The following is a 21,460-nucleotide window of genomic DNA, read 5'->3' on the forward strand; positions in this document are numbered from 1 at the left end:
AAATCAACCAACACGATGAGCCAATCTCTCCGTTAAATCACACGGCTATCTGTTCCAAATACCCTGACGACGGACACGTTCTCGAATGCGTTGGCTATGGCGTTCAGATAGGCTCTATGGCTGTCCGGTGGGCATTATACCTCCTATTCTTTACGCTAACAATACAGGAGTTCGTGGCGATATTCGACACCCTGTCAATGAGGGAGGGTTACATACTGAGACACTACCTGGTCTGCATACTCCTTGGAAGTAATGCTCAATAGAGTTTTCGAAGGTATGTTGAGGAACGGAAACGAAAAACGGGCCGCTTTGCGGCCCGCTCTTTCGCTAGTAATCTTGGTTATCCGTTCAGCGTTACAGCGTCGGGATTTTTCTTATAGGCGGCGGGTTCAAAAACCTTGGCCTTCTCAAGCTCAGATTTGGTGAACGGTGCCACGACCAAAAGCGCGCCGTTTTCAGTTTCATACATCTGAAGGCTGTCATAAGACACGGCAACAGGTTTCTCGTTGAACCCCAGAAAGCCACCAACGTCGATAACAACAGCGTCAGCCTTGCCGTCTTCGTTCAAAAGCACCTGCGATATCTCACCGATGTTCGCGTCTGCGCTGGAATGAACAGAGGATCCGATCAAGGCTTCAGATGACACCGTGGCGCTCTGGACACGGGTCTTTTCAGCCGTCCATGATGCAATCGTTTCGTTGAGACGTTTTTTCGCCGGATCAATCGCTTCGGTCCGGACCGTTTCATAGGTCTGTTTTGCGCTCTCGGAAATTTTGTCGATCTCGGTCTGAACCGCGGAAACCGTCATCCAGTCCGGAACGTAGTCCGGGCGCTCAAACCCATCGGCGTTCTCCAGTTCTGCGCGGGTTACGTCACTGACAACGTCAAACTCACCGTCTGATTTTGCTGTGAAAGACAGGCGATCATAGTCGATCGCGACATCTTTTTCGCCGAGACCGAGAAACCCGCCAACGCCGACAATTGCCGCGCGGATCGAACCATCACGGCTCAAGACCAGGTCGTTCACGGCGCCAATTTCAATCGCCTTACCAGTGGAGGTGTTCAAGACCGATTTACCAATCATGTTGGAGGCGAGAAAGCCTGTTGTCGTGTCCAGCTTCACTGTCGACACGTCAAATTCATAGATAACGCGATCGTTTTGAAAATCCTTTGAAGTAGTACCGGAGTCCTGAGCCAATGCTGGCGTAGTCAGAACGGCCAGAACAGCTGTAGAGGAAAGAAGGTTGCGGATCATAGTCTTCTCCTTCACTTGTAATAATGAGGTGGCCGTGATTAGCACCTCGTAAACATCATCAGTTGGGAATGGTTCCAAAAAAAACGCGCCGGTAAGGCGCGTTTTCTAATTAAGCAAGCTGTCCGCTGCCCCGGGGCCCTGCAAGCAGCCAGACAATGAAACCCACCACAGGGAAGATAAGGATGCCCAGGATCCAAAGGATCTTTGCGCCGGTAAAAGCGCCGCTCTGGATAATTTTTATGATCGCATAAATGTTCGCGATCAGGACCAGCAAACCGAGAAGACCATATTCCATGACTGAAACTCCTTGTTCTATTAAGTTGGAAACGGTCCGATAGAGGTTTTGGTTCCATTACACCTGTTGTTGGAAAGGAATCTCCGAAGCGGTTTGAGCAAGATGGGAACAAATTTCGAAAGAAGAAATGGAACTGAAGTCATTCCCGAACGTTGAAAAACTGTTACTCAAACAGGAGGATACAATGCTTTCTTGGGCACTTATGTTTCTCGTCGTTGCACTTGTTGCAGCAGTACTTGGCTTCGGCGGTATTGCCGGTACTGCGGTATCAATTGCAAAACTAATTTTCTTTGTCGCAATCGCACTATTTTTGATCTCCGCGATCATGCACATGGTTCGCGGAAGAAGCGCATAAGCAGAAACTGGGCGCCAATGGCGCCCTTTTTTGTGCCATTTATGATCATCGTGAAACACTCTGACTGAGCTGCTGTGCTCGCCAGAGGCTGGTTGCAATCTGGGATCTGTCGGCAGGGCTGTTCAACTCAAGATTTGCATCCCGGGCAATATCATAGAGTTGGCGTTTGATCAGAGCCTTGTGCTCTGGACGGCAGACGATTGCCATTTTCCCAAGCGCTGAAATGAGATGGTCCAGTACCAGGACGTTGGATCTTGCGCATTGGCGCAGCGGGGCCATCGCAGTGTGCAGGATGTCCTTCACGGAAATCAGATCCAACCACACACGCGGAGCGCCATCCTTATCGCACAAAAGGGAACTTGGCGCACCGCGTTGCAAGATACGCGCAAAACTCGCCGACAAGTGGTCGATCGCGCTGATTGCCGTGTAGGAATCATTGATGCCGGGAGACAACGCCCTGAGGCCAATTTCCACCAACAAATGAACTGAGAACTGAATATCTCCCTCCGGGGCCCGGGCTTTGGCGAATTGAAACGCCAAAAGAACGGGATCGGTGTCACAGACGTCCTCCTGACATCTCACCTCGGCGATCGGCATGCCCTCGATCACAAATGCTCCGGGCGTCACAAGCACCTCAATGAACCCGTCGTAATGCTTGGCTGTTTCGATCAGATAATCGATGTCAATCGCAGTCACATAACCGCTTCGTTTGCCGTGCACCTTGGTCACCGGCAAGTCCGGGATTTCCTGACGGTCTGACGGTTTTTCAGGTGGCTCATGGGCAAGAAGAGCGTCAATGGACTGGCGCAACGACGTTTGAATACGCCCAATCTCGGCATCCACCCGGATGCGGCCCGCTACGTCGTTTACAAAGTAAACCAGCCAAAAAAAGCTCGCCGCCGCCAGGAAAATTGACACACCAACTGAAAATCGAACTTCTTTCCCGTCCTCGACAACGAATAGTACAAGCAAGGCGTACAAAAAGGTGGCGCCCAAAAGACCGATGGTGATCTGGGTTGTGCGGTTGCTGGCAAAGGTCTCCAGCAAACGGGGGGCAATGTTGCCGGCCGCCAAAGTGAAGACCACCAGGGTCAGCGAATAGACCAAGCTGATGACCGACATCATCGCGCCGGCAATCGTCGAAAGAACGCTCCGCGCACCTTCGACACTCAGTGTATTGTACCGGAGACTATCGAACACTTTGGCAAGCAGTTCGTTATCATCGATAAACAAGGTAATTGGGGCAAGCACTGCGCCAAGAAGCGCAATGCAGACCGGTATGAAAAGAAACCCTTTGATCAGGCGGTAAAGCGCCTGCTCCTTCGCGTTGTTCTGGTAGGCAAGCGCCAAGCGATGTGCTCCTGATGTCAGATTTCTTTTCGGACCTGCGCATGCGCAATCAAAGCAAAGAGCGCTGTTCCACCAACGATGTTACCCAAGAGCGTCGGGATCAGGAAAGCTGCAACATCCAAAACACTTGAATGACCGATCCAGACGGTAAACACCGCCTCCACCGATCCGGCGACCACGTGTGTGAGATCAAGAGCTGCGATCAGCCAGGCCATGAGAAGGATGATGGCGACCTGCGAGTTTTCAGCGCTTGGCAGCAACCAGACCAAGGTTGCGACAATCCACCCGGCCAGTATGCCGCGCAGGAACATTTCATGGTGCGGGATTTCCATCATGTGTATGGAAAGAGATTCAACCGCATCATAAACTTGGGGCGGCAGAAAAAAGCCGCTTGCGATCGCGGAGCCGAAAACAAAAGTCCCGATCATATTCGCACAGAAAACGATGGCCCAAAGGCGGGCAACGCACAGATAGGTATGACGTTTGCCTGTGCTGATTGCCGGCAAAACCGCCGTTAGCGTGTTCTCGGTAAAGAGTTGCTGTCTGGCGAGGATAACGATCAGAAATCCAACCCCATACCCGAGATTTTCGACCAAATGGCGCCAAGGAGAATCAGGTAGATAGGCCCGGAACAATGCTTCGCCGAGCACGGAAAACCCGATCGAGAGACCGGCTGCAATGCCCGACCACCACAGGCTTTTCGGTCCCCGTGCGAGCTCTTCTTCGCCTTCTTGACGGATAATTTCGTAAACAACGGCGGCTTTCAAACGAAGCCGGTCATCTACCTCGGCAAGATCGTCCGAGGTGAGCCGCGTGCCTTCGTTGTCGAGCCTCTCTTCGGTAATCGGGCTTTTACTGTCTGCCTTTTTGCCGGCAACACGCTCCGGTTGGCGAGCCATAGCTTTCCTCCTGTCCGTAGCGCGAAGCTGAGAGAATTATTTTGAAGTTAGGGTTGGGCTGAGAGTGCGTTTTGGATCAGTTCGGCAGATTCAGCGACCGCGAGGTCCGAGCGCTCAAAGCTCTCCTGACCGCTCATCAATTCCTCCAGCCGAGCACGTGCCCGTGAGACCCGGCTTTTGACCGTGCCTTGCCTCACACCCAAAATGTCCGCCGCTTCTTCATATGAAAAGCCGCTCGCACCAATCAGAATAAGCGCCTCACGCTGATCATCGGGCAGGACCTGCAATGCACTCAGGAAGTCTTTCATCTCCAAATGGCCTGCCTGCTGCGGCTTTGATTCAAGGCTTGCGGCATGTTCGCCATCGGGATCAGCGACCTCACGCTGCATTTTCCGGCCAACCGAATAATACTGGTTGCGCAGGATGGTAATCAGCCAAGCCGTCAGGTTCGTGCCTTCGGTGAATTTGTCTTTGTTGGCAATCGCTTTGGCCAAAGTTTCCTGGACGAGGTCGTCTGCGCGGTCCCGGTTGCCACTGATGGAACGGGCAAACGCTCTCAGGCGCGGAATGGTGTCGACCAGGTCCTGCTTGAACTTTGCATTGTTCATTCCTGCGCCTCCCCACCGGAGTTGCCATCAGACTGATCGGCATCATCAAGCGCGGACAGGAGCTCAAGCATGTCATCGGGAACGTCTTCCGAAAGGGCTTCGTCGTAGACCTGTTTCAACTGATTACCGATCCAGTCTTCCTTGGTCTTTGCGCCCATGTTCGGCCGGATGATACCAGAGCCGGCAATCGCCTGATCCGGTAAGTTTTTGGTTGGCATGGCTAATTCCCGATATTTACAGCTTCAGTGGCATGTGAATTGTAGCAGAAACGTGTCAGGCAAAAAAAAGTTCCATCTGGCTGGAACTTTTTTTTGCCTAGCGCATTTTCTGGTTAAGGGGACGGTTCACGTCATCTGGATGGCCGCGTAGATGCGGCATTTCATTAAGGAAAAAATGAATGGCCACGAGTCTTTCTCAAGATATTGCACCTTTGCTGCCCTACCTTCGCCGCTATGCTCGCGCGCTCGCAGGAACCCAGCAAAGCGGGGATGCTTATGTTCGCGCATGCTTGCAGGCATTGGTTTCGGATCAAAGCATCATCGATACAGGCGATGGCGTGAAGATTGGCCTCTACAGGTTGTTCCATGTTCTGTGGAATGCGGCCGTCGTTCCGCCCCCAACCACAGACGGCGCGGCATCAATTTTTGAACAGACCGCACAACAGCGCCTTGCCAGCATGGCGCCGGAAAGCCGGCAGACCTTGTTATTGACGACACTCGAGGGTTTCTCGGTGCCCGAAGCCGCGCGGATTATTCAGAAAAGCCCGGAAGAGGTCACTGAACTGATCAAAGACGCCGTAGCTGAAATTGATCGTCAAACGAAAACAAATGTCCTGATTATTGAGGACGAGCCTTTGATCTCGATGGACCTCACCCAGATCGTTGAGTCGCTAGGCCACACTGTCCAAGGTGTCTCGCGGACCGCAGACGACGCCATAAAGGCAGCGAAGGCCAACGCTCCGGGGTTGGTGCTTGCCGATATTCAGCTGGCGGATGGCTCGTCCGGAATTGATGCGGTTAAGGCCATCCTGGGCGAGATGTCGGTCCCGGTTATCTTCATTACATCGTTCCCTGAACGTCTGCTGACCGGAGAGCGGCCCGAGCCGACGTTCCTCATTACCAAGCCGTTTAACCCCAATACCGTGAAAGCGGGCATCAGCCAGGCGCTGTTTTTCAAAGGAACAGATGCGGTTGCAGCGTAGGGCGGAATTTATGGAAGACAAAGGCGGGGAGTGTCCCCGCCTTGTCGAAGGGCTCAGTGCTTGGACATCCATTGGTCGACTTCGCGCTCAGCCTCTTCCCGTGTTTTGCCATACTTTTGCTGAATCAGACCTGCCAGTTCGGTTCGACGGCCGTCAACCCGGTCAATCTCGTCATCGGTCAACTCGCCCCACTGAGCTTGAGCCTTCCCTTTAAATTCTTTCCAGTTGCCTTCGATTTGATCCCAATTCATCTTCTGAAACTCCCTTTGGTGTCAGACAACTAGAAAACGAATTTCAGCTTGGTTGGTTCCCGAAGAAATCTGCCAACTGGTCCAAAACAGCACATGGCTGCGGCCGGTGTAGATCAAAAAGTTCCCAAGCCGGCGCTCCAGAAACATCCGGTGAACAAAACGGAAGCCCGACATGCAGGACATCATCAACTATCTCTTTGGGGCCGCATCCTTCATGCCTCATGGATATTGCCTCTTATGGCGGCCTGACCTGGTCGCACTGCATGCGATTTCCGATGGTCTGATCGCCTTGGCCTATATCGCTATTCCAATGGCGATTTTGACGTTCTTGCGGCAACGGCCGGATATCACGGGAACACCGCGAAAAACCGCCTATCTCTTCGTTGCGTTTATCTTGGCCTGCGCACTGACACATCTCACCGCTTTGGCAACGCTTTGGGTTCCGGCCTATGGCGCTCAAGGGCTCATAAAAGCGACAACAGCCATCATTTCGGTAGCGACAGCATTTGTAGTGTGGCGTTTGCTGAGCCAGTTGATCGACATGCCCTCGGTCAAACTGCTGGAACAAGCAAACGAACTGCTCGCAAAAGAAAACCGCGCGCTCAACACAGCTGTCGGCCGGACTAAGGCTGAGCTTGCCCGAACCAACGAACTCTTCGAAACGGCACTTACCGGAAGTAATATCTCGGTTTTTTCTCAAGACCGGGACCTCAAGTATACATGGATCCACAATCCGCGTTTCGGGCTTGAGAAGTCCGAAATTCTTGGCAAATCAGATGTTGATGTGTTGCCGGATGCAGCTGCCGACCAGGTCGTGCCCCTGAAACGCCGGGTCGTCGAAACAGGCGAACCCTCTTCAACCTATATCGGCATAGAGCGGGAAGACACTGAGCCCCTTTACTTCGATCTGATCGTCCACCCAACCTTTGGCGAGGACGGCAAAGTAGACGGCGTGTTGTGCACGGCCGTGGACATGACAGAGAAGAATTTTTACGAGATCCGGCTTGCGTCCATGGCCGCGCAATTGGCGGAAGCGAACAAACGGTTCGAGACAGCGTTGGATGGCTCAATCATCACCGTTTTCGAGCAGGATCGTGACCTCAAGTACGTTCATATGGTCAATCCACCGAACGGATTGAAAGAAGACGTTTTCATCGGCAAGACCGATGACGAGATCTTCAACGAAGACGATCAGCTCAAACTTATTCCGGTCAAGAAAAAGGTGCTGGAAACCGGAGAAAGTGCTGTTGTTGAAGTTGATATCGCGATGGACGGAACCGCGAAGTTCTACAATGTCCGCTTCGATCCGGCGCGGGACGCAGAAGGAGCAATAACGGGCGTGATCGGCACAGCGGTCGACCTTACCTACAAAAGGGACAATGAACGCCAGATGCACTTGGTCATGCGGGAGTTGACTCACCGGTCCAAGAACCTGCTTGCCGTCATTCAGGCAATGGCCCGGCAAACTGCCGCGAGATCCGATAACCCTGACGAGTTCGTCGAAGTGTTCTCTGCGCGCCTTCAGGCCATGGCCGCAAGCCACGATCTATTGGTTTCACAGTCCTGGTATGGGGCGGATATTAAAGAATTGATTGTCGCACATCTTTCTCAATCCATAGATCCACAAAGCCCGCAGATCATTCTTGAAGGCCCTGGAAAATCCATTACGGCGGATGCGGCTCAAAATCTGGGATTGGCCCTGCACGAACTAACTACAAATGCTGCGAAATACGGAGCATTGTCCGTGCTGGATGGGAAGCTGAAAGTGACCTGGGCTGAAAATGAGGGTGTGGTCGAACTCAAATGGGAAGAGACTGGCGGCCCGGAAGTTGTACCCCCAAAGCGGAATGGGTTCGGCCGTATGCTACTGGAACAACTCGTTGGGCCTGCGCTGGATGGGGAAGTTAAAGTCGAGTTTGCCCCGGACGGTGTAAAATGCACCATCACCTTCCCTGCCAAACAACTTGTCAATTGAAGTAACGAGCCGATTATGCTGACGCTGACGGCTCTGGCCGACTTACAGACCTACGTCTTCAGCCGCTGAAGCGCGTCTTCAATATCGTGCAGCTTTGCCTGACGGTCTGCGGCACCTTCAGTCATGTTGGGGGATTGCAGCAGTCTGGTCCGCCAAGACAAAAGGGCAGATTTCTTTTGAGCTCGGTTCAATCCCGGATCATTCAGAAGGCCTTCGACAGACCGGAAACCGGCGAAACGTTGGGGAACTGAATTCATAACATCGCACATTTGTTTGCAGTTCTAAACCGGGCCTGCCGCCACCCGGAAAAACGGATGGCGGCAGGGTTGTTATTCGTTCTATTTGAACGCACAACTCATTCGGTGATGAGTGCCCTCAGCATCCAAGCGGCCTTTTCGTGGAACGTGATCCGCTCCGTCAAAAGATCTTCTGTGACAACATCACCGTTGTCGCCGGCGTAAGTCGCCATGTCCCGCATCTCCGCGGAGATCGTTTCATGGCTCTCGACAAGGTCGGCAATCATGTCATGGGCGTCTGGCATGCCACCTGATGGCAACTGGATGGTGAGATTTAGTTTCCCATCCTGAACGTTTACCGGTGCGCGGTGCCCAAGGGCTCGAATGCGTTCCGCAAGCTCATCGGTGGCCGCAAACATGTCTTCATAATGCTCTTCCGTCAGGTCGTGGATCGACTTGAAGAGCGGGCCGACAACGTTCCAGTGATATAGGTGAGACTTCACCGTCAGCATGTATGTCTCCGCCAGCATCACCGACAAATGTTTAGCAAGTTGAGTGCGTACGTCAGCGGAAACACCGGTTTTGATGGGTTCGCTTTTCGGTGTTTCAACCTTCAATATGTTAGACATTAGATTTCCTTTGTAATTCAGTGTTCTAAACAAGATCGCAGCGGTTCTTTGCGTTAGTAGTTTTCTGGCGACTCAATGGCACCGATTGTCGGGACCACACCTGCGGTCTGAAGAATTCCAAGTCCGGCAAACGTCACAACAGCCAGGAACAGGCTTGCGGCGAGTACTTTTACGACCGGCCGCCCGCGTTCACCCTGACGGGCTTCTTCTGCAGTTCGCTTCGTGTGTTCTGTGACCATTTCGATCACCTCCTAAGCGTAAGTTTCAAGAACGGGCTCGAGGTGTAAATGCAAAGATACGAAAAGCGTTCCGGAAAAAATCTGAAGTGTTTTTGAATTCATATGAAAAAATATAGCTAGTTCGCGTCGAAAGAAGACGGTCTCCGCTGCGAATTACACGACATATACGCCGTCTCATTTAATGGAGATACGGAACCGGGAACAACTTCGTGCGTTCTTATATTTCAATGTACGGAGGTTAGATTGAAAAAAAGCAGTGTGATTGACGATTTGTTAGGTGAAATTACTAGCGCAAATCCTGACCAGCCAGAGTTCCTGCAGGCTGTCGACGAAATGGCTCAGTCCATCGGTGGCTGGTACGGAAAGCAAAAAGACTTTCGAAAATCACGAATTTTTCAGCGGCTCGCGGAACCGGATCGCGTCATTTCGTTTCGTGTTTCCTGGCGCGATGACAAAGGCGTGCTCCAGCATAACAGAGGCTGGCGTGTCCAGTTTTCTCACATTCTCGGCCCCTATAAGGGCGGATTGCGGTTCGCGCCGAGCGTTACGGAAAGTGTTCTGAAGTTTCTCGGATACGAGCAGATCTTCAAGAACGCCTTGACCGGCCTGCCAATGGGTGGGGCAAAGGGCGGCTCAAACTTCGATCCCAAAGGAAAAAGCCCGGCTGAAATCGAACGTTTCTGCCAATCCTTCATGACGGAGCTATCACGTCACATCGGCCCGGACATCGATGTGCCGGCGGGCGATATCGGCGTTGGTCAACGGGAAATTAGCCTGCTCTACGGCCACTATCTCCGCCTTTCCAACACATGGCATGGCGCTTTGACTGGGAAAGGCTGCAACTTCGGCGGTAGCGCTGTTCGAACGGAGGCGACCGGCTACGGCTGTGTCTACTTTTGCTGTGAGATGTTGACCCACAACGATATGGAGATCGAGGGCAAGAGGATCGCCATCAGTGGCTCTGGCAACGTCGCGCTTCATGCTGCGGAAAAGGCCATCGATATGGACGCCACGGTTTTGAGTGTGAGCGATTCCGATGGGGTGCTGGAATTCAAGGACGGCCTGACAAAAAAAGATCTCAGCAAGGTTAAAACCCTCAAAAGTAAGCGTGGACGTTTGTCGGATCTGTCTATTGGCAAGTTCCACAAAGGTAAAACACCTTGGAACCTAGAGTGCGACATCGCCATGCCCTGCGCAACACAGAACGAGTTGGACGAAGACGCGGCCAAGGCACTCGTAGAGGCCGGCGTTTCAGCCGTCTGCGAAGGCGCTAACATGCCTTTGACTGCAAACGCTTCGGAGATCTTTCGACAAAAAGGCATCCTCCACGCACCAGGCAAGGCAGCAAACGCGGGTGGTGTCGCAGTCAGTGGTTTGGAGCAGAGCCAAAATGCGATGCGGCAAAGCTGGAGTGCGGAAAAGGTCGACCAGGAGCTTCGGGACATCATGAAAAAAATCCACGGCGAGATCGTTTCTGCAGATACGGGCAAAAAGCAGCTCAGCTACGTCGACGGAGCCAATTTGGCTGCATTTAAACGTGTCGCACATGCGTTTCATTCATTCGGAAGTTTCTGACCCGGTGCGCCTGTGAAAAGGAGAGTGAAAAACAATGACTGAAAAGCACAACCCGTACTGCAAGGGAGACCGGGTCACTTGGAACTGGGGTGAGGGTACAGGTGAGGCCACGGTGGTCGACACGCACACTGAGGACGTCTGTCTCAGCATCAAGGGCACAGATGTGAAGCGGCGCGCGACCCCTGAAGACCCCGCCTACACATTGCGACAGGATGATGGCGACAGGGTTCTCAAATCCGCGAGTGAACTGACGCTGATCAAGAAAGGAGATGGAAAATGAGTAGCAAGGATCGCCCGAGCATAAAAGACGAAGAAACCTATGACGCCTTGCGGCGTGAGGGCTACGGAAAGTCAAAAGCGGCGCGTATCGCCAACGCACAGGCGAATGAAAACCAATCGCCTTCTGAAAAGGGTGGGTCACAGCCACCCTATGAGGATTGGACCAAGGAAGAGCTCTACGAGCGGGCGAAAGAACTGGAAATCGAAGGCAGATCAGAAATGTCCAAAGACGAATTGATTGGCGCCCTTCGGGATTGATTGGTGTTTCCAGTTGAATTTTCCCAAGTGCCGGGAACTTTTGTCTGCCCTCCAAGTTTACAGAGGGTTGGACCTATGCGCTCCAGCCCCAATCGAGCAGCACGGAGCTGCTTGAACACAACATTTCCCACCGGTTTCGGGGACATTTCCCGGGTTCTCCGGAGCAAATTGGAGGCATTTCATGGCAACTGCCAAAAGCACTTCCACTTCTTCGACCAAAGCTGCAAATGACGCGGTGAATGCCAGTGATATTGAAGCCGACATTCAGCGCATCCGCGAGGACATTGCCGCGCTTGCCGGCTCACTCAAAAATTACGGGTCTGGTAAAAGCCAGGAATACAAATCGCGTGCGACCGCGGCAGGTGAAGATCTAACGCAAATGTCTCAGGACGCGCTCGATGATCTGACCCGTGAATTGAAATCCTATGAGCGGGCCGTGACCGATGAAGTCCGCCGCCACCCCTTGCAGTCCCTGGGAATTGCGGCCGGTGTCGGTTTCCTGATTGCAGCTTTGATCCGCCGTTGATCATGCGGTCGGTCCCCCTCGCCTTCTCGGCGGCATCCCGCGACCTCCGCGGGATGGTGCGCCGGACGAAGCGCAACATCGTTATAATGGCGATTGCTGCTGCGTCTTTTGGCACGGCCTATCTGGCCGGTCTTGCCGCACTTGGCATTTATCTTTCTGAAAAGCTCGGAGCCTTGGGCGCTGCTTTGGTCATCGCCCTGGGAATGATTGGTGTCGGGCTCGGCCTTCTCATTGTTTTAGCGGTCTTGAAGAAAATCGATCAGCGGCGCAGCGCGAAACGCCGCGCGTCACAAAGGCTGGCCATAGCAGCAGCAGTTTCAGTCCTCCCACAACTGACCAATCGAAAGAGCATCATCGCCCTTGCCGCATTGGGCGGACTTGCACTTTTTGCAGCGCGGGGCGGCGGAGATGAAGGGACCTGATATGGCACACCACGCTCCACCCGAAGCTCACGTAAGTGTATCAACCTCACCAATAGCGATTGCAGATCCAGCCACGCGTATGTCCCTCGTCATACTTGCGTGTCTGGCTCTTGTGTTTGCGCTGGATGTGGGCAAGGTCATCCTTGCGCCGGTCTGTTTGTCGATCGTGGTCGGTTCCTTGTTCGGACCTGCGGCGGATCGTCTTGGCCGTCTTGGCATATCGTCATGGGTGTCGGCGGCCTTAATGGTGGTTTTGTTTATCTTGCTCATAACGACCGCCGGCGCAGCATTTATGGTACCGTTGTCTGACTGGCTCGATAAACTGCCGTTGATCTGGGCCAAACTGCAAAGCCAGCTCGTTTCCTGGCAGGGGTTGTTTGCCTCCATCAGCAGTCTGCAGGAAGAACTCCGCAATGCGATGGGCCAATCCGGAAACATGCAGGTTAGCGTCGATGAAACGTCGCCGGTGGAGAGCGTTTTCTACTTCGCCCCGACATTCATGGCACAGATAATATTGTTTCTCGCCAGCCTTTATTTCTTCGTCCTGACCCGGCCGCGAGCTTTCCGATCGACTGTCGATTGGTCAACTCCGGCAACAAAACGGTATCGCATGGCAATTGCGTTTCAACGCATCGAAAAGCGGCTCTCGACCTACCTGTTATCCATTACTTGCGTGAATGTCGGTCTGGCTGCCGCCGTTTCAGCGGCTCTTTGGCTGATCGGCGTGCCGTCACCGATCTTGTGGGGCGTTTTGGCAGGTGTGCTTAACTATGTAATTTACATCGGCCCGGCCATCATGGTGCTGATCATGACAGGTGTAGGGCTGTCGATCGGCAACTCAATTCCGGAAATTCTCCTGCCGCCACTGGTTTATCTGCTCCTCAATCTTTTTGAGGCGCAGTTCGTCACGCCAACGGTTCTCGGCCGGACAATGACGCTCAACCCGTTTCTCGTATTCTTGACAATCGCATTTTGGATTTGGCTTTGGGGTCCAATCGGTGGGTTCATTGCCGTTCCAGCCCTTTTGGCAGGGGTAACGCTATATGAAATTTCGAATGATCCGTCTGATTGACGGGCGGGTCGTTGCGATAAAAAAAAGCCGCCCGGACTTTTCCGGGCAGCTGTTTTTATGCGGTGTGCACGCAAATCAATCTGAGTTTAGCGCAATCATACCATTTGCAAGCGGCCAGCCAGTGCATGTTGTCTGCTGCATACTGGACACACAGCGGACCGGGCGTTTGTGAACATCGTCGAGGGAAATCTTCAAGTCACCTTTCCCATTAGAGAACGTGTCTTGCACCTCTGCAAGTGCCGTAACTGGCTTTGTATCGACACCCTCGTCCTCATACAGGTATTCTGTAGCAGCAAGAGCACTGGTGAATAGAGTTCCCGCGATAATTACAGGTGTACTGAGCGTAAGAACTCGCTTGCGAAAAGTAATCATATCACTACCTCCGCTTAGTAAACGCACAACTTAAGAAAAAGTTTCACTCAGATCACTCTGACACGCCATAAGTGGAAAAGAGGTGATTTATCAAGCGCATATAACTTATGTTAATGCGCGATATGAGGCATTGTGCAACGTTGCTGTCTTGGCAGCGGGCGTATGGCGAGCACATGAATGACCGATGAAATGATAGCACCTGACGTAAAGCCGAGCGGTGCAGCGTTGATTGTTGAAGACAATCCAATCATCGCGCTCGACACCCAAATGATGCTGGAAGAAATCGGCTTTGGGCCTGTGGTTGTGTTAAACAAATTGTCTGATGGCTTGGACGCGCTGACAGGCAACCTCTTCAGCTTCGTGATCCTGGACGTGCGTATGGGCGACGAAACGAGCCTAAAATTCGCCCGGCTTTTGATTGAACGTGGGACGCGGTTTGTTTTCGCTAGCGGCTACGGCGATACTGATACTCTGCCGCATGAGTTCAAAACCCACGCTCTTCTCAGCAAGCCCTATACAAAGGAACAAATTCTGGAGTTGCTGTAGGGCAAGCTGCAAGGGCCACTAAGTTAAATCAACGGCCGAAGTGTTTTGACATCGCGTTCATAGGCAGCGAGATCCTCTAAGCGTTCTCTGTCCAGAATACGGATCCGGTTCTGTTTCCAGCTGAAATAGTTTTCGCTTTGCAATGTTCGGATGGTCCGGTTGGTGTGGACCGGTGTAACACCGAGCGCATCTGAAAGGTGTGCCTGCGTAAAGGGTGCATCAAATGACTGGTTCTGAGCGTATCCGACTGTTTCTGCACGGTCGTGGAGATGCAGGAGCAAATAGGCGAGCCGTTCTTGAGCGTTGCGGCGACCAAGGCTCAGAAGGTGGCCGTCAATCAACTGTTCTTCGCGCGATGCCATCCAGGTCATGGAAAATGCAAGGCCGGGATAATCCTTGAAAACCGACCAGACCTTGTCCTTTTGAAAGACACACAACGTCGTGTCAGTCAGCGCCGTAACTGTGTGTTGCATTTCATTCAAGACCGCGAGCTGCAGCCCAAGAAGATCGCCTGGCAGGGCGAAATTCAAGACTTGGCGCCGACCATCTGCCAGCGATGTGTGCCGGAAGGCCCACCCTTCCAGGAGGGTGTAGATGTGGGGCGTCTTGTTGTCTTCCAAAATGATGGTTGAACCGGCCTCGACCTGAAGTTCGCCCGTTTTGAATTTGGTGACAAAGTCCAGTTCCTTGTCTTCAAACGGCCTGAAAACGTTCTTCTGCCTAAGGGGGCATGCGTGGCACTTTGTTTGAAAATTCATGCTGTCCGTCATTGGTTGGTCTCCGCATCCCGTGGATCGCGCCCCCACACCTTTATGAGTACCTTGACCGGTCATACGGCGCAGTCGGGATTGCGAATAGGTCAGTTAAACACCTGAAGAAACGGTCGGAAAGCATATCCGTTCCAGATTTTTCCGTCAGCAAAGCCCAAAACCTGCTCCATCCGAACCTGACCAAGCCAGGTCTCTTTGGAACCGAATCGATCCTCGCGCGTTAACTGGTCAAATGACGAAAGCGATGATGACAGATATGCGTGAAGACAATAACCATGATGCAGAGGCGGCTTTTGCCGAATTGAATTCAGGCGATCGCCGCGTAGGCGTCGAAATCGAATTCGGCGGATTGTCTGCCTCAAAAGCGGCAAAAGTGGTCCACGAAATCGTCGGCGGAGATACCAAGGAAGTCGACGCCCATCGATATAAAATCCATGGCACGTCTCTCGGCACCGTCACGATCGAGCTTGACAGCAAGTATGTCCATACCAGCCAAAACGATACGGACGCCCAGAAAAAGGCGCGCCAAATCGCTGGTGACCTCGGCACATCAATTGTGCCGACCGAACTCATCACCGCGCCCATCTTTCTTTCCGATCTCGGGACCGTGGATACGCTTGTACGGGCCCTCGCGGATGCAGGCGCAATGGGTAATGAGCAGCCGCACTTGGCTTGCGGATTGCACCTGAACATCGAATGGAAGAGCGAATCCGTCGAAGCCCTATTGAGGGTCCTGCAGGCTTACCTGCTTATGGCCCAGAAGTTGCGCGAAGAAATTGAGCCGGATCCGACCCGAAAGCTTTTGCCGTTCATTGCAAGGTTCCCGTCTGACTATGAGCGGACTGTTCTTGATCCGGCATATCAGCCGGACCTGAAAACATTCATACGCGACTATTGTGCAGCCAACCCCAACAAAAACAGAGAGTTGGATCTCCTGCCGCTTCTGGCGTCGCTAAATGCAGGATGCGTGGAGGAGGCGCTTGGCAAACAGCCGGAGGCCGTCCGTCCGGCATTCCATTACCGGCTGCCCGATGCGCGCATCGGAGACGCCACATGGTCCGTTGCCGAGGAATGGAAACGATGGAAGCGCGTTGAAGAGCTGGCAGCCGACCGGCAGGAGCTCTTGAATCAATTAGAAAATTGGCGTGCTGACAACGAACAGTTGGACGGGCTTCTGGGGGCTGCCAAACGATTGATCAGCCGGGTAAGGAGCTCATGAAACCACTCATCGGCGTATCGACATCGGCAACAGGCGGCTGGCGGTCCTATATTGCCATATCTTTCGCGATATGGCGGGCGGGCGGGCAATCTCTGCGGATCACCCCGAAAACCGGGTATTCGATCACTGAGCTGGACGGCGTAATTGCCGGTGGCGGCGATGATATCAGCGCCTCTGTCTATGGTGGGGAATTGCTCCCGAATGTGCGCCTGGATCCGGATCGCGACGCTTTGGAGACAGAGCTCATCCCCGAGGCTGTGAGACGGGAAATCCCGGTGCTCGGGATTTGCCGCGGCGCGCAAATGATCAATGTGAGTCTGGGCGGGACACTGCACACAGATATTTGGGAAGTCTTTGAGACTGCGCCCAAACTTCGCACGGTGTTGCCACGAAAGGAAATTGGTATTGCCGGAGATGCGTGGCTTGCATCTGTCCTGCAAACGCGGCAGTGCCGGGTCAATGCGCTCCATCATCAGTCCATAAAGAAGACAGGGCGCGGTCTGCGGGTTTCAGCCTTGGACGACCACGAGATCGTGCAAGCGATCGAAGCAACATCCGGTAAACCCGTGATCGGTGTCCAATGGCATCCGGAATTGATGCCGTTCTCGAAAACACAACAACGGTTGTTCCAATGGCTCGTTGAGGCCGCAAAAAATCGGAAAGACACCGGCGAACATTTCGAACTCGCGGCCTGACAGGCGCGCTTGGTCTGCAGGCAAACCATCTGAACCGAAACAAACACCTGCCTGGACCAGACCCACTCTGTCCAGGCATAGAAGGAGAATTTAATGACCGATAAGGTTGAAATCCTGGAGAAATCCAAAGTCACTCATGATGTTTGGGCACTCACGACAGCCCGCCCTGATGGGTTCTCATTTGAACCCGGCCAGGCGACCGAAGTGCGGATTGACCGTGAAAAGTGGCGGGAAGAACCGCGGCCATTCACCTTCACCTCCTTGCCGGACGACGACGTTCTGGAATTCACGATCAAGGCGTACCGGGACCATGATGGCGTGACCAACAAGCTCGATGATGTAAAAGTTGGCGAGAAACTTCTGATTGATGATCCATGGGGCGCAATTACCTACAAGGGACCAGGGACGTTCATTGCAGGTGGTGCGGGAATTACACCGTTCCTGGCGATCCTCCGGGACCTGAAGCAAAAGGGCCAACTGTCCGGGCATCGGCTGTTGTTCGGCAACAAGACGTCAGATGATATCATCTTGAGAGATGAACTGGATGACATGGCCGGTCTTGAGGTCATTTATGCGCTGAGCGACGAAAGCAAAGACGGCATGCGTGAAGGGCATTTCGACAAAGCCGCGTTGAAGGACATTCTCGGGACCACGGATCAAATGTTCTATGTCTGCGGTCCGCAGAAAATGGTCGACGCTGTAATCGAAAACTTGAAAGCACTCGGCGTCTCCGCCGACATGATCGTCACGGAAGATTGATGCTTGGCTGCTACAATAGCGCTTGGATAATAACGCGCTGCCGCCGGAGCTCCTGCTTGTCGGTCAGAGCTTCTGGTCTGCCGATGTAAATCGCACAAATCGTCGGTAACAATATGAAATCCGGTCGCTAGCTGGGGCAAAGTGTTCTGCCTCAACCGTAATGCGCTTCGTCTTCCCGGCGTTCAAAATCGTAGATTTCGCCCGTTGAGGCCAGCTGGCTGATCCGAACCGGTGCCCCGTCGTCACTGAGTTCAACCAAACCGATCCCCGGGGCGTTCAAAATGCGGCGTCCGTGCGGTGTGCCTTCCGGCTTGCGCGGGATGATGCGCATGCCGCGGCGCTTTGTCAGCCAGTTGAGCGGTGAGCGCGGTGCAAACGCCCAGCGGTTTCCATGATCCAGAACAGCGAGCAACCGGTCCGGCCACTTGTTTTTGATGCCGCTGGAACAGACTTGCCAGATCTCCGGATTCTGACCGGATTGCAGGGTGCGCGACTGCCGCCCGTTGCGCAACTCCACATCGTAAACAAAGGAATAGTGAACGTCTCCTGACAGAATGACGAAGTGTTTCGGCGTGTTCCGATGCTGAAAAATATTAAGGATCGCGCTCGCCGTGCCTGGATGGGCCATCCAATATTCCGCATCCACCATCAGCGGCTTACCGAGGAGCGTAAACAGTTTCTGGACCGACTCGATAAGCTTCACCCCGAAGATCGGCGCAGCCGACACCAGCAAAACAGCATCTTTGTTCCGAAGCCGGGCCTGTAGTTCCGTTGCTGCTTCCCAGTCAAGAAGTCCGGACGGAAAGTGGCTGTTGCGCTCAGAACGCCATCTGCGGGTCCGCGTATCCAACGCGATCAACGGCGGATCAGTCGGCCATTCGAAATCCCATTTCTCATAGTCGAGAATGTGGTCGATTGCAGCTTCATGATCATCGGTTCCGGGCCGCTGCAGGGCCGCCTCGAATACGGTCTTCAGATCTTCCCGAATGGTTTTCGGCCGGTTGCCCCAGCCCTGATTGATGCCATAGGCAATGAGCGCATTGCCGATGACTCGCCGGGCAAGCGGATGCCCGTAAGCGGCCTCTTCCCAGGCAAGCGAGAGGTTCCAGTCGTCGGTGACATCGTGATCATCAAAAATCATGGCTGTCGGAATGTGGGCCAGTAACCGGCGAACATTGCCAAGCCCGCTGACAAATCCATTAATATCCTGGACTTCCCGGTCATACATCCGCTGGTCTTTATCCGAGAGATCCTCTGGCGCGGCACGCTCCGGCAACACATCCCAGCAGGCCGGTGACCAGACAAGCAGGTACATCGCCAGCATTTCAGCCAGGGTCATAAGATGATTTCTAGCGTGCAGGGATGTGAAGATCGGTTTTTGCGTCCCACCAAACAGGACATCGAAGACCGAGGCATTCTGATCGATTTTCGGAAGAAGCTGGTCCCGCTTGTACAAAAAGCCGCCTTGATCCCGCAGATCAGTTCCACTAGCCGGCGCCACAGGCTCAATCCCGGGCAGGTTTTCATCGGGCAGGCCGAGGACGTGGACCAGCGCGGTGATGGCCTGCACCATCGGACCAGCAGCATCGTCCACATAGACCTGGTCTCCACTCAGGACCAACAACTCCGGCATGGGGTGTTGCGCCTCGTTGTCCGAAATCGCCTGCTCAACAGCCCGGTCGGCAGCAACCAGTCCGTCAGCACAGGAGCTGTGCGGTTTCCTGCATGAGCCGTGCATGACCGAAGAGACTTTCTTCGGGACCCGAATGAACGGAAGTTCGCGGCCCGGATAACAAATATCCTTTGCCCAATGCGTGTGGTCTTCCCATCGGGCGCCGTCGTCCACTGGGTTTTCTACAAAAAGGCTTAGCCGATAGGGTATCAACACCTCTTCCGGCAAGGGATCAGACAGGACGAGGTCGATAAGAAGATAACTGAGTTGTTCTCCGGCCCTTAGCCACAACAATTCTGGTGCTGACGGGTCCAATTCGAAAATCCGCGCGTCCATCTCTGGCGGGAAAAGCTCAAGTTTGACCGGGCCTTGCGCCCGAACTGCGAGCCAGATCGCCAACCGGTCTGATTGAATTCGGCGGATGATGGGTCCGGCTAATACAGTGGGAAGCACATCAAGTATCTGCGACTTCGGATCGCTCAACAACATTCTCCAAACTGACAGTCATTCCGTTTGCAACGCGCCGGCACGATCTACACACAGACTGGACAATTAGGGCTGCACGCCGGGATTTACAAATGTCAACGTATCTAATTGGAAACACATGAGATTAGCTGACCGGACTTACAAGGTGTCGCGATGGCGGACTTCCGTTGGCAGTTCGACGCTCTCCGGCGACCGGCCGTGCAATGCTTCGATCAGCGCGCGGGCCGCCAACTGGCCCATGCGCCGGTGCGGGACATGGACAGTGGTCAGCGGAACAGGCGCGACGAACGCCAGCTCGATATTGTCAAAACCTGTGATTGCGACATCACCGGGAACCTTGAGCCCAAGGTTGGCTGCGGCCCTCAGAGCGCCAACGGCCAACACATCATTGCCGCACATAACTGCGGTCGGAGGATTGGCGCCGGACATCAACTTTTGGAACGCCGCCTCGCCGTTTTCGATCGAATAGGCCGTCTCGACAACCTGCAGTGTACCTGGGTCAAGACCTGCATCCCGCATTGCGGCCCAAATGCCTTCCACGCGCTCCCGTGCTCTGTCGTTGGTCGCGGTATCTGCAGAAATGCAGCCGAGTGCCCTGTGCCCCTTGCCAATGACGTCTGAGGCAAGCTCCTTCATGGCCTTGCGGTTGTCAAAGCCGACAGACAGAAAGTCCTGCGAAGGTTCCGATGCCCAGGTCAGAACCGCCGGGATTTTGCGCTTTTTCAAAAACTCGTAGATCTGCGGATCCCGCTGATACCCAATCAAGAGCAAGGCATCCGCGCCGCGGGCGGTCAGTGTCCGGATTTGCTCTTCTTCGAGATCCTGCCTGTAGGAGGAGCTGGCAACAAGAAGCGTGCAACCGTTCTTTTGCAACTCTTCCTGAAAAGCCTGGATGCCGCGCGCAAAAATGGCGTTCTCCATCGTAGGAATGATAGCCCCGATCATGTTGGTCCGGCCGGCAGCGAGCGCGCGCGCACTGTAATTCGGCGCATAGCCAAGATGATTGACGGCGTCCATGACGGTCTTGAGCGTCTTTTCCGTGACGCGATCCGGTGTGTTCAGACATCTGGAAACGGTTGCCGTCGACACACCTGCTCTTGCCGCGACATCGGCAAGTGTTGGCACTGAAGTGTCAGGCGATTTTGAAATTTCTTCCATCGGTCAAACCGCTCGGAAACCGTTTAGTCACATAACGTTGGACCCGCCTTACAGGGCTTGCGCATTAAACAAAACCATTTTTGTGCTTGCAATGGAAAATGTAAGCGCTTACATTTTCTGAAGCCGGGTGAATTGGTCGTTGGGAGGTGATCATGCTTTTGGCGTTGGCAGGCGGTCTCTTTGCCGTCTTCGTGATCAATGTATCGATCGGTTCCTTTGGTGGAACACCGTTTTTCGGAAATGTCGGAGAAATGCTGTGTCTGTTCGCTGTCTCGGCGGCGTTCACCGCAGCTGTGCTCAAGAAGGAAGCAGAAAAGTAACCGGCATCATCAGGTTCAGACAGCATTTCTTGGGAGGA

At 53.7% G+C, this 21,460-nt stretch carries 27 protein-coding genes; 14 read left to right on the forward strand and 13 right to left on the reverse strand.

From position 1 onward, the window contains the following. Positions 1-340 precede the first annotated feature (340 nt). Together RBB44_RS18715 and RBB44_RS18720 are read right to left on the reverse strand one after the other, a co-directional pair. Positions 341-1,255, reverse strand: a complete 915-nt coding sequence (locus RBB44_RS18715; protein ID WP_306156138.1) for a PRC-barrel domain-containing protein — start codon at positions 1,253-1,255, stop codon at positions 341-343. 109 nt (positions 1,256-1,364) lie between these two features. Next, a complete protein-coding gene (locus RBB44_RS18720; RefSeq protein WP_306156139.1) occupies positions 1,365-1,550 on the reverse strand; it encodes a PLDc N-terminal domain-containing protein in 186 nt (61 codons plus the stop codon). A gap of 184 nt (positions 1,551-1,734) precedes the next feature. On the opposite strand from RBB44_RS18720, the gene RBB44_RS18725 reads away from it, so the two are divergent. Next, a complete protein-coding gene (locus RBB44_RS18725; RefSeq protein ID WP_306150585.1) occupies positions 1,735-1,905 on the forward strand; it encodes a DUF1328 domain-containing protein in 171 nt (56 codons plus the stop codon). Between the two features lie 45 nt (positions 1,906-1,950). Here RBB44_RS18725 and RBB44_RS18730 read toward each other — a convergent pair whose 3' ends face one another. From RBB44_RS18730 to RBB44_RS18745, 4 genes are read right to left on the reverse strand one after another with little or no spacing between them, the layout of a single operon-like run. Continuing rightward, positions 1,951-3,255 (reverse strand): DUF2254 domain-containing protein, encoded by a 1,305-nt coding sequence (locus RBB44_RS18730; protein ID WP_306150584.1) that lies wholly within the window; start codon positions 3,253-3,255, stop codon positions 1,951-1,953. Positions 3,256-3,272: 17 nt separating this feature from the next. Further along, positions 3,273-4,154: a formate/nitrite transporter family protein gene (locus RBB44_RS18735; RefSeq protein WP_306150583.1), complete on the reverse strand. Its 882-nt coding sequence runs from the start codon at positions 4,152-4,154 to the stop codon at positions 3,273-3,275. A gap of 47 nt (positions 4,155-4,201) precedes the next feature. Further along, positions 4,202-4,762, reverse strand: a complete 561-nt coding sequence (locus tag RBB44_RS18740) for a sigma-70 family RNA polymerase sigma factor (RefSeq protein WP_306150582.1) — start codon at positions 4,760-4,762, stop codon at positions 4,202-4,204. Next, complete coding sequence (locus tag RBB44_RS18745; protein WP_306150581.1) at positions 4,759-4,980, reverse strand: NepR family anti-sigma factor; 222 nt, start codon at positions 4,978-4,980, stop codon at positions 4,759-4,761. Before RBB44_RS18745 ends, RBB44_RS18740 begins: the two co-directional genes overlap by 4 nt. Positions 4,981-5,159: 179 nt before the next feature. On the opposite strand from RBB44_RS18745, the gene RBB44_RS18750 reads away from it, so the two are divergent. Next, positions 5,160-5,963, forward strand: a complete 804-nt coding sequence (locus RBB44_RS18750) for a response regulator (protein ID WP_306150580.1) — start codon at positions 5,160-5,162, stop codon at positions 5,961-5,963. 53 nt (positions 5,964-6,016) lie between these two features. Here the strand turns inward: RBB44_RS18750 and RBB44_RS18755 are convergent, their stop codons facing one another. After that, complete coding sequence (locus RBB44_RS18755) at positions 6,017-6,214, reverse strand: CsbD family protein (RefSeq protein ID WP_306150579.1); 198 nt, start codon at positions 6,212-6,214, stop codon at positions 6,017-6,019. Positions 6,215-6,386: 172 nt separating this feature from the next. Here RBB44_RS18755 and RBB44_RS18760 point away from each other — a divergent pair, with 172 nt between their 5' ends. After that, positions 6,387-8,189 carry a sensor histidine kinase gene (locus tag RBB44_RS18760; protein WP_306150578.1) on the forward strand — a complete coding sequence of 601 codons (1,803 nt, stop codon included), beginning with the start codon at positions 6,387-6,389 and terminating at the stop codon, positions 8,187-8,189. Positions 8,190-8,239: 50 nt separating this feature from the next. On the opposite strand, the gene RBB44_RS18765 is transcribed toward RBB44_RS18760, so the two are convergent. The 3 genes from RBB44_RS18765 to RBB44_RS18775 form a co-directional block, all read right to left on the reverse strand. Beyond that, positions 8,240-8,446, reverse strand: coding sequence for a hypothetical protein (locus RBB44_RS18765; protein ID WP_209180753.1), 207 nt, complete (start codon positions 8,444-8,446; stop codon positions 8,240-8,242). A 98-nt stretch (positions 8,447-8,544) separates the two neighbouring features. Further along, complete coding sequence (locus tag RBB44_RS18770) at positions 8,545-9,054, reverse strand: Dps family protein (protein ID WP_306150577.1); 510 nt, start codon at positions 9,052-9,054, stop codon at positions 8,545-8,547. Between the two features lie 53 nt (positions 9,055-9,107). Further along, a complete protein-coding gene (locus tag RBB44_RS18775; protein WP_306150576.1) occupies positions 9,108-9,293 on the reverse strand; it encodes a hypothetical protein in 186 nt (61 codons plus the stop codon). Between the two features lie 243 nt (positions 9,294-9,536). Between RBB44_RS18775 and gdhA the strand changes: the two genes are divergently transcribed. From gdhA to RBB44_RS18810, 7 genes are all read left to right on the forward strand, one after another. Then, complete coding sequence (gene gdhA / locus RBB44_RS18780; protein ID WP_306150575.1) at positions 9,537-10,868, forward strand: NADP-specific glutamate dehydrogenase; 1,332 nt, start codon at positions 9,537-9,539, stop codon at positions 10,866-10,868. 34 nt (positions 10,869-10,902) lie between these two features. Next, positions 10,903-11,148, forward strand: coding sequence for a DUF2945 domain-containing protein (locus tag RBB44_RS18785; protein ID WP_306150574.1), 246 nt, complete (start codon positions 10,903-10,905; stop codon positions 11,146-11,148). After that, entirely contained in the window at positions 11,145-11,405 is a 261-nt protein-coding gene (locus RBB44_RS18790; protein ID WP_306150573.1) for a Rho termination factor N-terminal domain-containing protein, read from the forward strand. Before RBB44_RS18785 ends, RBB44_RS18790 begins: the two co-directional genes overlap by 4 nt. A 181-nt stretch (positions 11,406-11,586) precedes the next feature. After that, positions 11,587-11,931, forward strand: a complete 345-nt coding sequence (locus tag RBB44_RS18795; RefSeq protein ID WP_209176286.1) for a DUF883 family protein — start codon at positions 11,587-11,589, stop codon at positions 11,929-11,931. A 2-nt stretch (positions 11,932-11,933) separates the two neighbouring features. Continuing rightward, positions 11,934-12,353 carry a hypothetical protein gene (locus tag RBB44_RS18800; RefSeq protein ID WP_306156140.1) on the forward strand — a complete coding sequence of 140 codons (420 nt, stop codon included), beginning with the start codon at positions 11,934-11,936 and terminating at the stop codon, positions 12,351-12,353. Further along, on the forward strand, positions 12,340-13,425 hold the full coding sequence (locus RBB44_RS18805) for an AI-2E family transporter (RefSeq protein WP_306156141.1): 1,086 nt from the start codon (positions 12,340-12,342) through the stop codon (positions 13,423-13,425). Before RBB44_RS18800 ends, RBB44_RS18805 begins: the two co-directional genes overlap by 14 nt. A 549-nt stretch (positions 13,426-13,974) precedes the next feature. Then, entirely contained in the window at positions 13,975-14,343 is a 369-nt protein-coding gene (locus tag RBB44_RS18810; RefSeq protein ID WP_306149358.1) for a response regulator, read from the forward strand. A 23-nt stretch (positions 14,344-14,366) separates the two neighbouring features. On the opposite strand, the gene RBB44_RS18815 is transcribed toward RBB44_RS18810, so the two are convergent. Further along, positions 14,367-15,113, reverse strand: coding sequence for a Crp/Fnr family transcriptional regulator (locus RBB44_RS18815; RefSeq protein WP_306149357.1), 747 nt, complete (start codon positions 15,111-15,113; stop codon positions 14,367-14,369). A gap of 256 nt (positions 15,114-15,369) precedes the next feature. On the opposite strand from RBB44_RS18815, the gene RBB44_RS18820 reads away from it, so the two are divergent. From RBB44_RS18820 to RBB44_RS18830, 3 genes are all read left to right on the forward strand, one after another. Beyond that, entirely contained in the window at positions 15,370-16,332 is a 963-nt protein-coding gene (locus RBB44_RS18820; RefSeq protein ID WP_306149356.1) for an amidoligase family protein, read from the forward strand. Next, positions 16,329-17,027 (forward strand): gamma-glutamyl-gamma-aminobutyrate hydrolase family protein, encoded by a 699-nt coding sequence (locus RBB44_RS18825; RefSeq protein ID WP_306149355.1) that lies wholly within the window; start codon positions 16,329-16,331, stop codon positions 17,025-17,027. Before RBB44_RS18820 ends, RBB44_RS18825 begins: the two co-directional genes overlap by 4 nt. A 93-nt stretch (positions 17,028-17,120) precedes the next feature. Beyond that, positions 17,121-17,786 carry an FAD-binding oxidoreductase gene (locus RBB44_RS18830; protein WP_306149354.1) on the forward strand — a complete coding sequence of 222 codons (666 nt, stop codon included), beginning with the start codon at positions 17,121-17,123 and terminating at the stop codon, positions 17,784-17,786. A 151-nt stretch (positions 17,787-17,937) separates the two neighbouring features. Here the strand turns inward: RBB44_RS18830 and RBB44_RS18835 are convergent, their stop codons facing one another. Both RBB44_RS18835 and RBB44_RS18840 read right to left on the reverse strand, forming a co-directional pair. Beyond that, on the reverse strand, positions 17,938-19,947 hold the full coding sequence (locus RBB44_RS18835) for an alkaline phosphatase family protein (RefSeq protein WP_306149353.1): 2,010 nt from the start codon (positions 19,945-19,947) through the stop codon (positions 17,938-17,940). 135 nt (positions 19,948-20,082) lie between these two features. Then, positions 20,083-21,069, reverse strand: coding sequence for a LacI family DNA-binding transcriptional regulator (locus RBB44_RS18840; protein ID WP_306149352.1), 987 nt, complete (start codon positions 21,067-21,069; stop codon positions 20,083-20,085). 185 nt (positions 21,070-21,254) lie between these two features. Between RBB44_RS18840 and RBB44_RS18845 the strand changes: the two genes are divergently transcribed. Next, a complete protein-coding gene (locus RBB44_RS18845) occupies positions 21,255-21,422 on the forward strand; it encodes a hypothetical protein (protein ID WP_166672832.1) in 168 nt (55 codons plus the stop codon). Positions 21,423-21,460: the final 38 nt, after the last annotated feature.

It is taken from the genome of Roseibium sp. MMSF_3247, from assembly GCF_030733765.1.
Classification (GTDB): Bacteria; Pseudomonadota; Alphaproteobacteria; order Rhizobiales; family Stappiaceae; genus Roseibium.

Coding starts and splice junctions, on each gene's coding strand:
- RBB44_RS18715 (WP_306156138.1), bottom strand. CDS start 1,255: ATGATCCGCAACCTTCTTTCCTCTACAGCTGTTCTGGCCGTTCTGACT.
- RBB44_RS18720 (WP_306156139.1), bottom strand. CDS start 1,550: ATGGAATATGGTCTTCTCGGTTTGCTGGTCCTGATCGCGAACATTTAT.
- RBB44_RS18725 (WP_306150585.1), top strand. CDS start 1,735: ATGCTTTCTTGGGCACTTATGTTTCTCGTCGTTGCACTTGTTGCAGCA.
- RBB44_RS18735 (WP_306150583.1), bottom strand. CDS start 4,154: ATGGCTCGCCAACCGGAGCGTGTTGCCGGCAAAAAGGCAGACAGTAAA.
- RBB44_RS18740 (WP_306150582.1), bottom strand. CDS start 4,762: ATGAACAATGCAAAGTTCAAGCAGGACCTGGTCGACACCATTCCGCGC.
- RBB44_RS18745 (WP_306150581.1), bottom strand. CDS start 4,980: ATGCCAACCAAAAACTTACCGGATCAGGCGATTGCCGGCTCTGGTATC.
- RBB44_RS18750 (WP_306150580.1), top strand. CDS start 5,160: ATGGCCACGAGTCTTTCTCAAGATATTGCACCTTTGCTGCCCTACCTT.
- RBB44_RS18755 (WP_306150579.1), bottom strand. CDS start 6,214: ATGAATTGGGATCAAATCGAAGGCAACTGGAAAGAATTTAAAGGGAAG.
- RBB44_RS18760 (WP_306150578.1), top strand. CDS start 6,387: ATGCAGGACATCATCAACTATCTCTTTGGGGCCGCATCCTTCATGCCT.
- RBB44_RS18765 (WP_209180753.1), bottom strand. CDS start 8,446: ATGAATTCAGTTCCCCAACGTTTCGCCGGTTTCCGGTCTGTCGAAGGC.
- RBB44_RS18770 (WP_306150577.1), bottom strand. CDS start 9,054: ATGTCTAACATATTGAAGGTTGAAACACCGAAAAGCGAACCCATCAAA.
- RBB44_RS18775 (WP_306150576.1), bottom strand. CDS start 9,293: ATGGTCACAGAACACACGAAGCGAACTGCAGAAGAAGCCCGTCAGGGT.
- RBB44_RS18785 (WP_306150574.1), top strand. CDS start 10,903: ATGACTGAAAAGCACAACCCGTACTGCAAGGGAGACCGGGTCACTTGG.
- RBB44_RS18790 (WP_306150573.1), top strand. CDS start 11,145: ATGAGTAGCAAGGATCGCCCGAGCATAAAAGACGAAGAAACCTATGAC.
- RBB44_RS18795 (WP_209176286.1), top strand. CDS start 11,587: ATGGCAACTGCCAAAAGCACTTCCACTTCTTCGACCAAAGCTGCAAAT.
- RBB44_RS18800 (WP_306156140.1), top strand. CDS start 11,934: ATGCGGTCGGTCCCCCTCGCCTTCTCGGCGGCATCCCGCGACCTCCGC.
- RBB44_RS18805 (WP_306156141.1), top strand. CDS start 12,340: ATGAAGGGACCTGATATGGCACACCACGCTCCACCCGAAGCTCACGTA.
- RBB44_RS18810 (WP_306149358.1), top strand. CDS start 13,975: ATGACCGATGAAATGATAGCACCTGACGTAAAGCCGAGCGGTGCAGCG.
- RBB44_RS18815 (WP_306149357.1), bottom strand. CDS start 15,113: ATGACGGACAGCATGAATTTTCAAACAAAGTGCCACGCATGCCCCCTT.
- RBB44_RS18820 (WP_306149356.1), top strand. CDS start 15,370: ATGCGTGAAGACAATAACCATGATGCAGAGGCGGCTTTTGCCGAATTG.
- RBB44_RS18825 (WP_306149355.1), top strand. CDS start 16,329: ATGAAACCACTCATCGGCGTATCGACATCGGCAACAGGCGGCTGGCGG.
- RBB44_RS18830 (WP_306149354.1), top strand. CDS start 17,121: ATGACCGATAAGGTTGAAATCCTGGAGAAATCCAAAGTCACTCATGAT.
- RBB44_RS18835 (WP_306149353.1), bottom strand. CDS start 19,947: ATGTTGTTGAGCGATCCGAAGTCGCAGATACTTGATGTGCTTCCCACT.
- RBB44_RS18845 (WP_166672832.1), top strand. CDS start 21,255: ATGCTTTTGGCGTTGGCAGGCGGTCTCTTTGCCGTCTTCGTGATCAAT.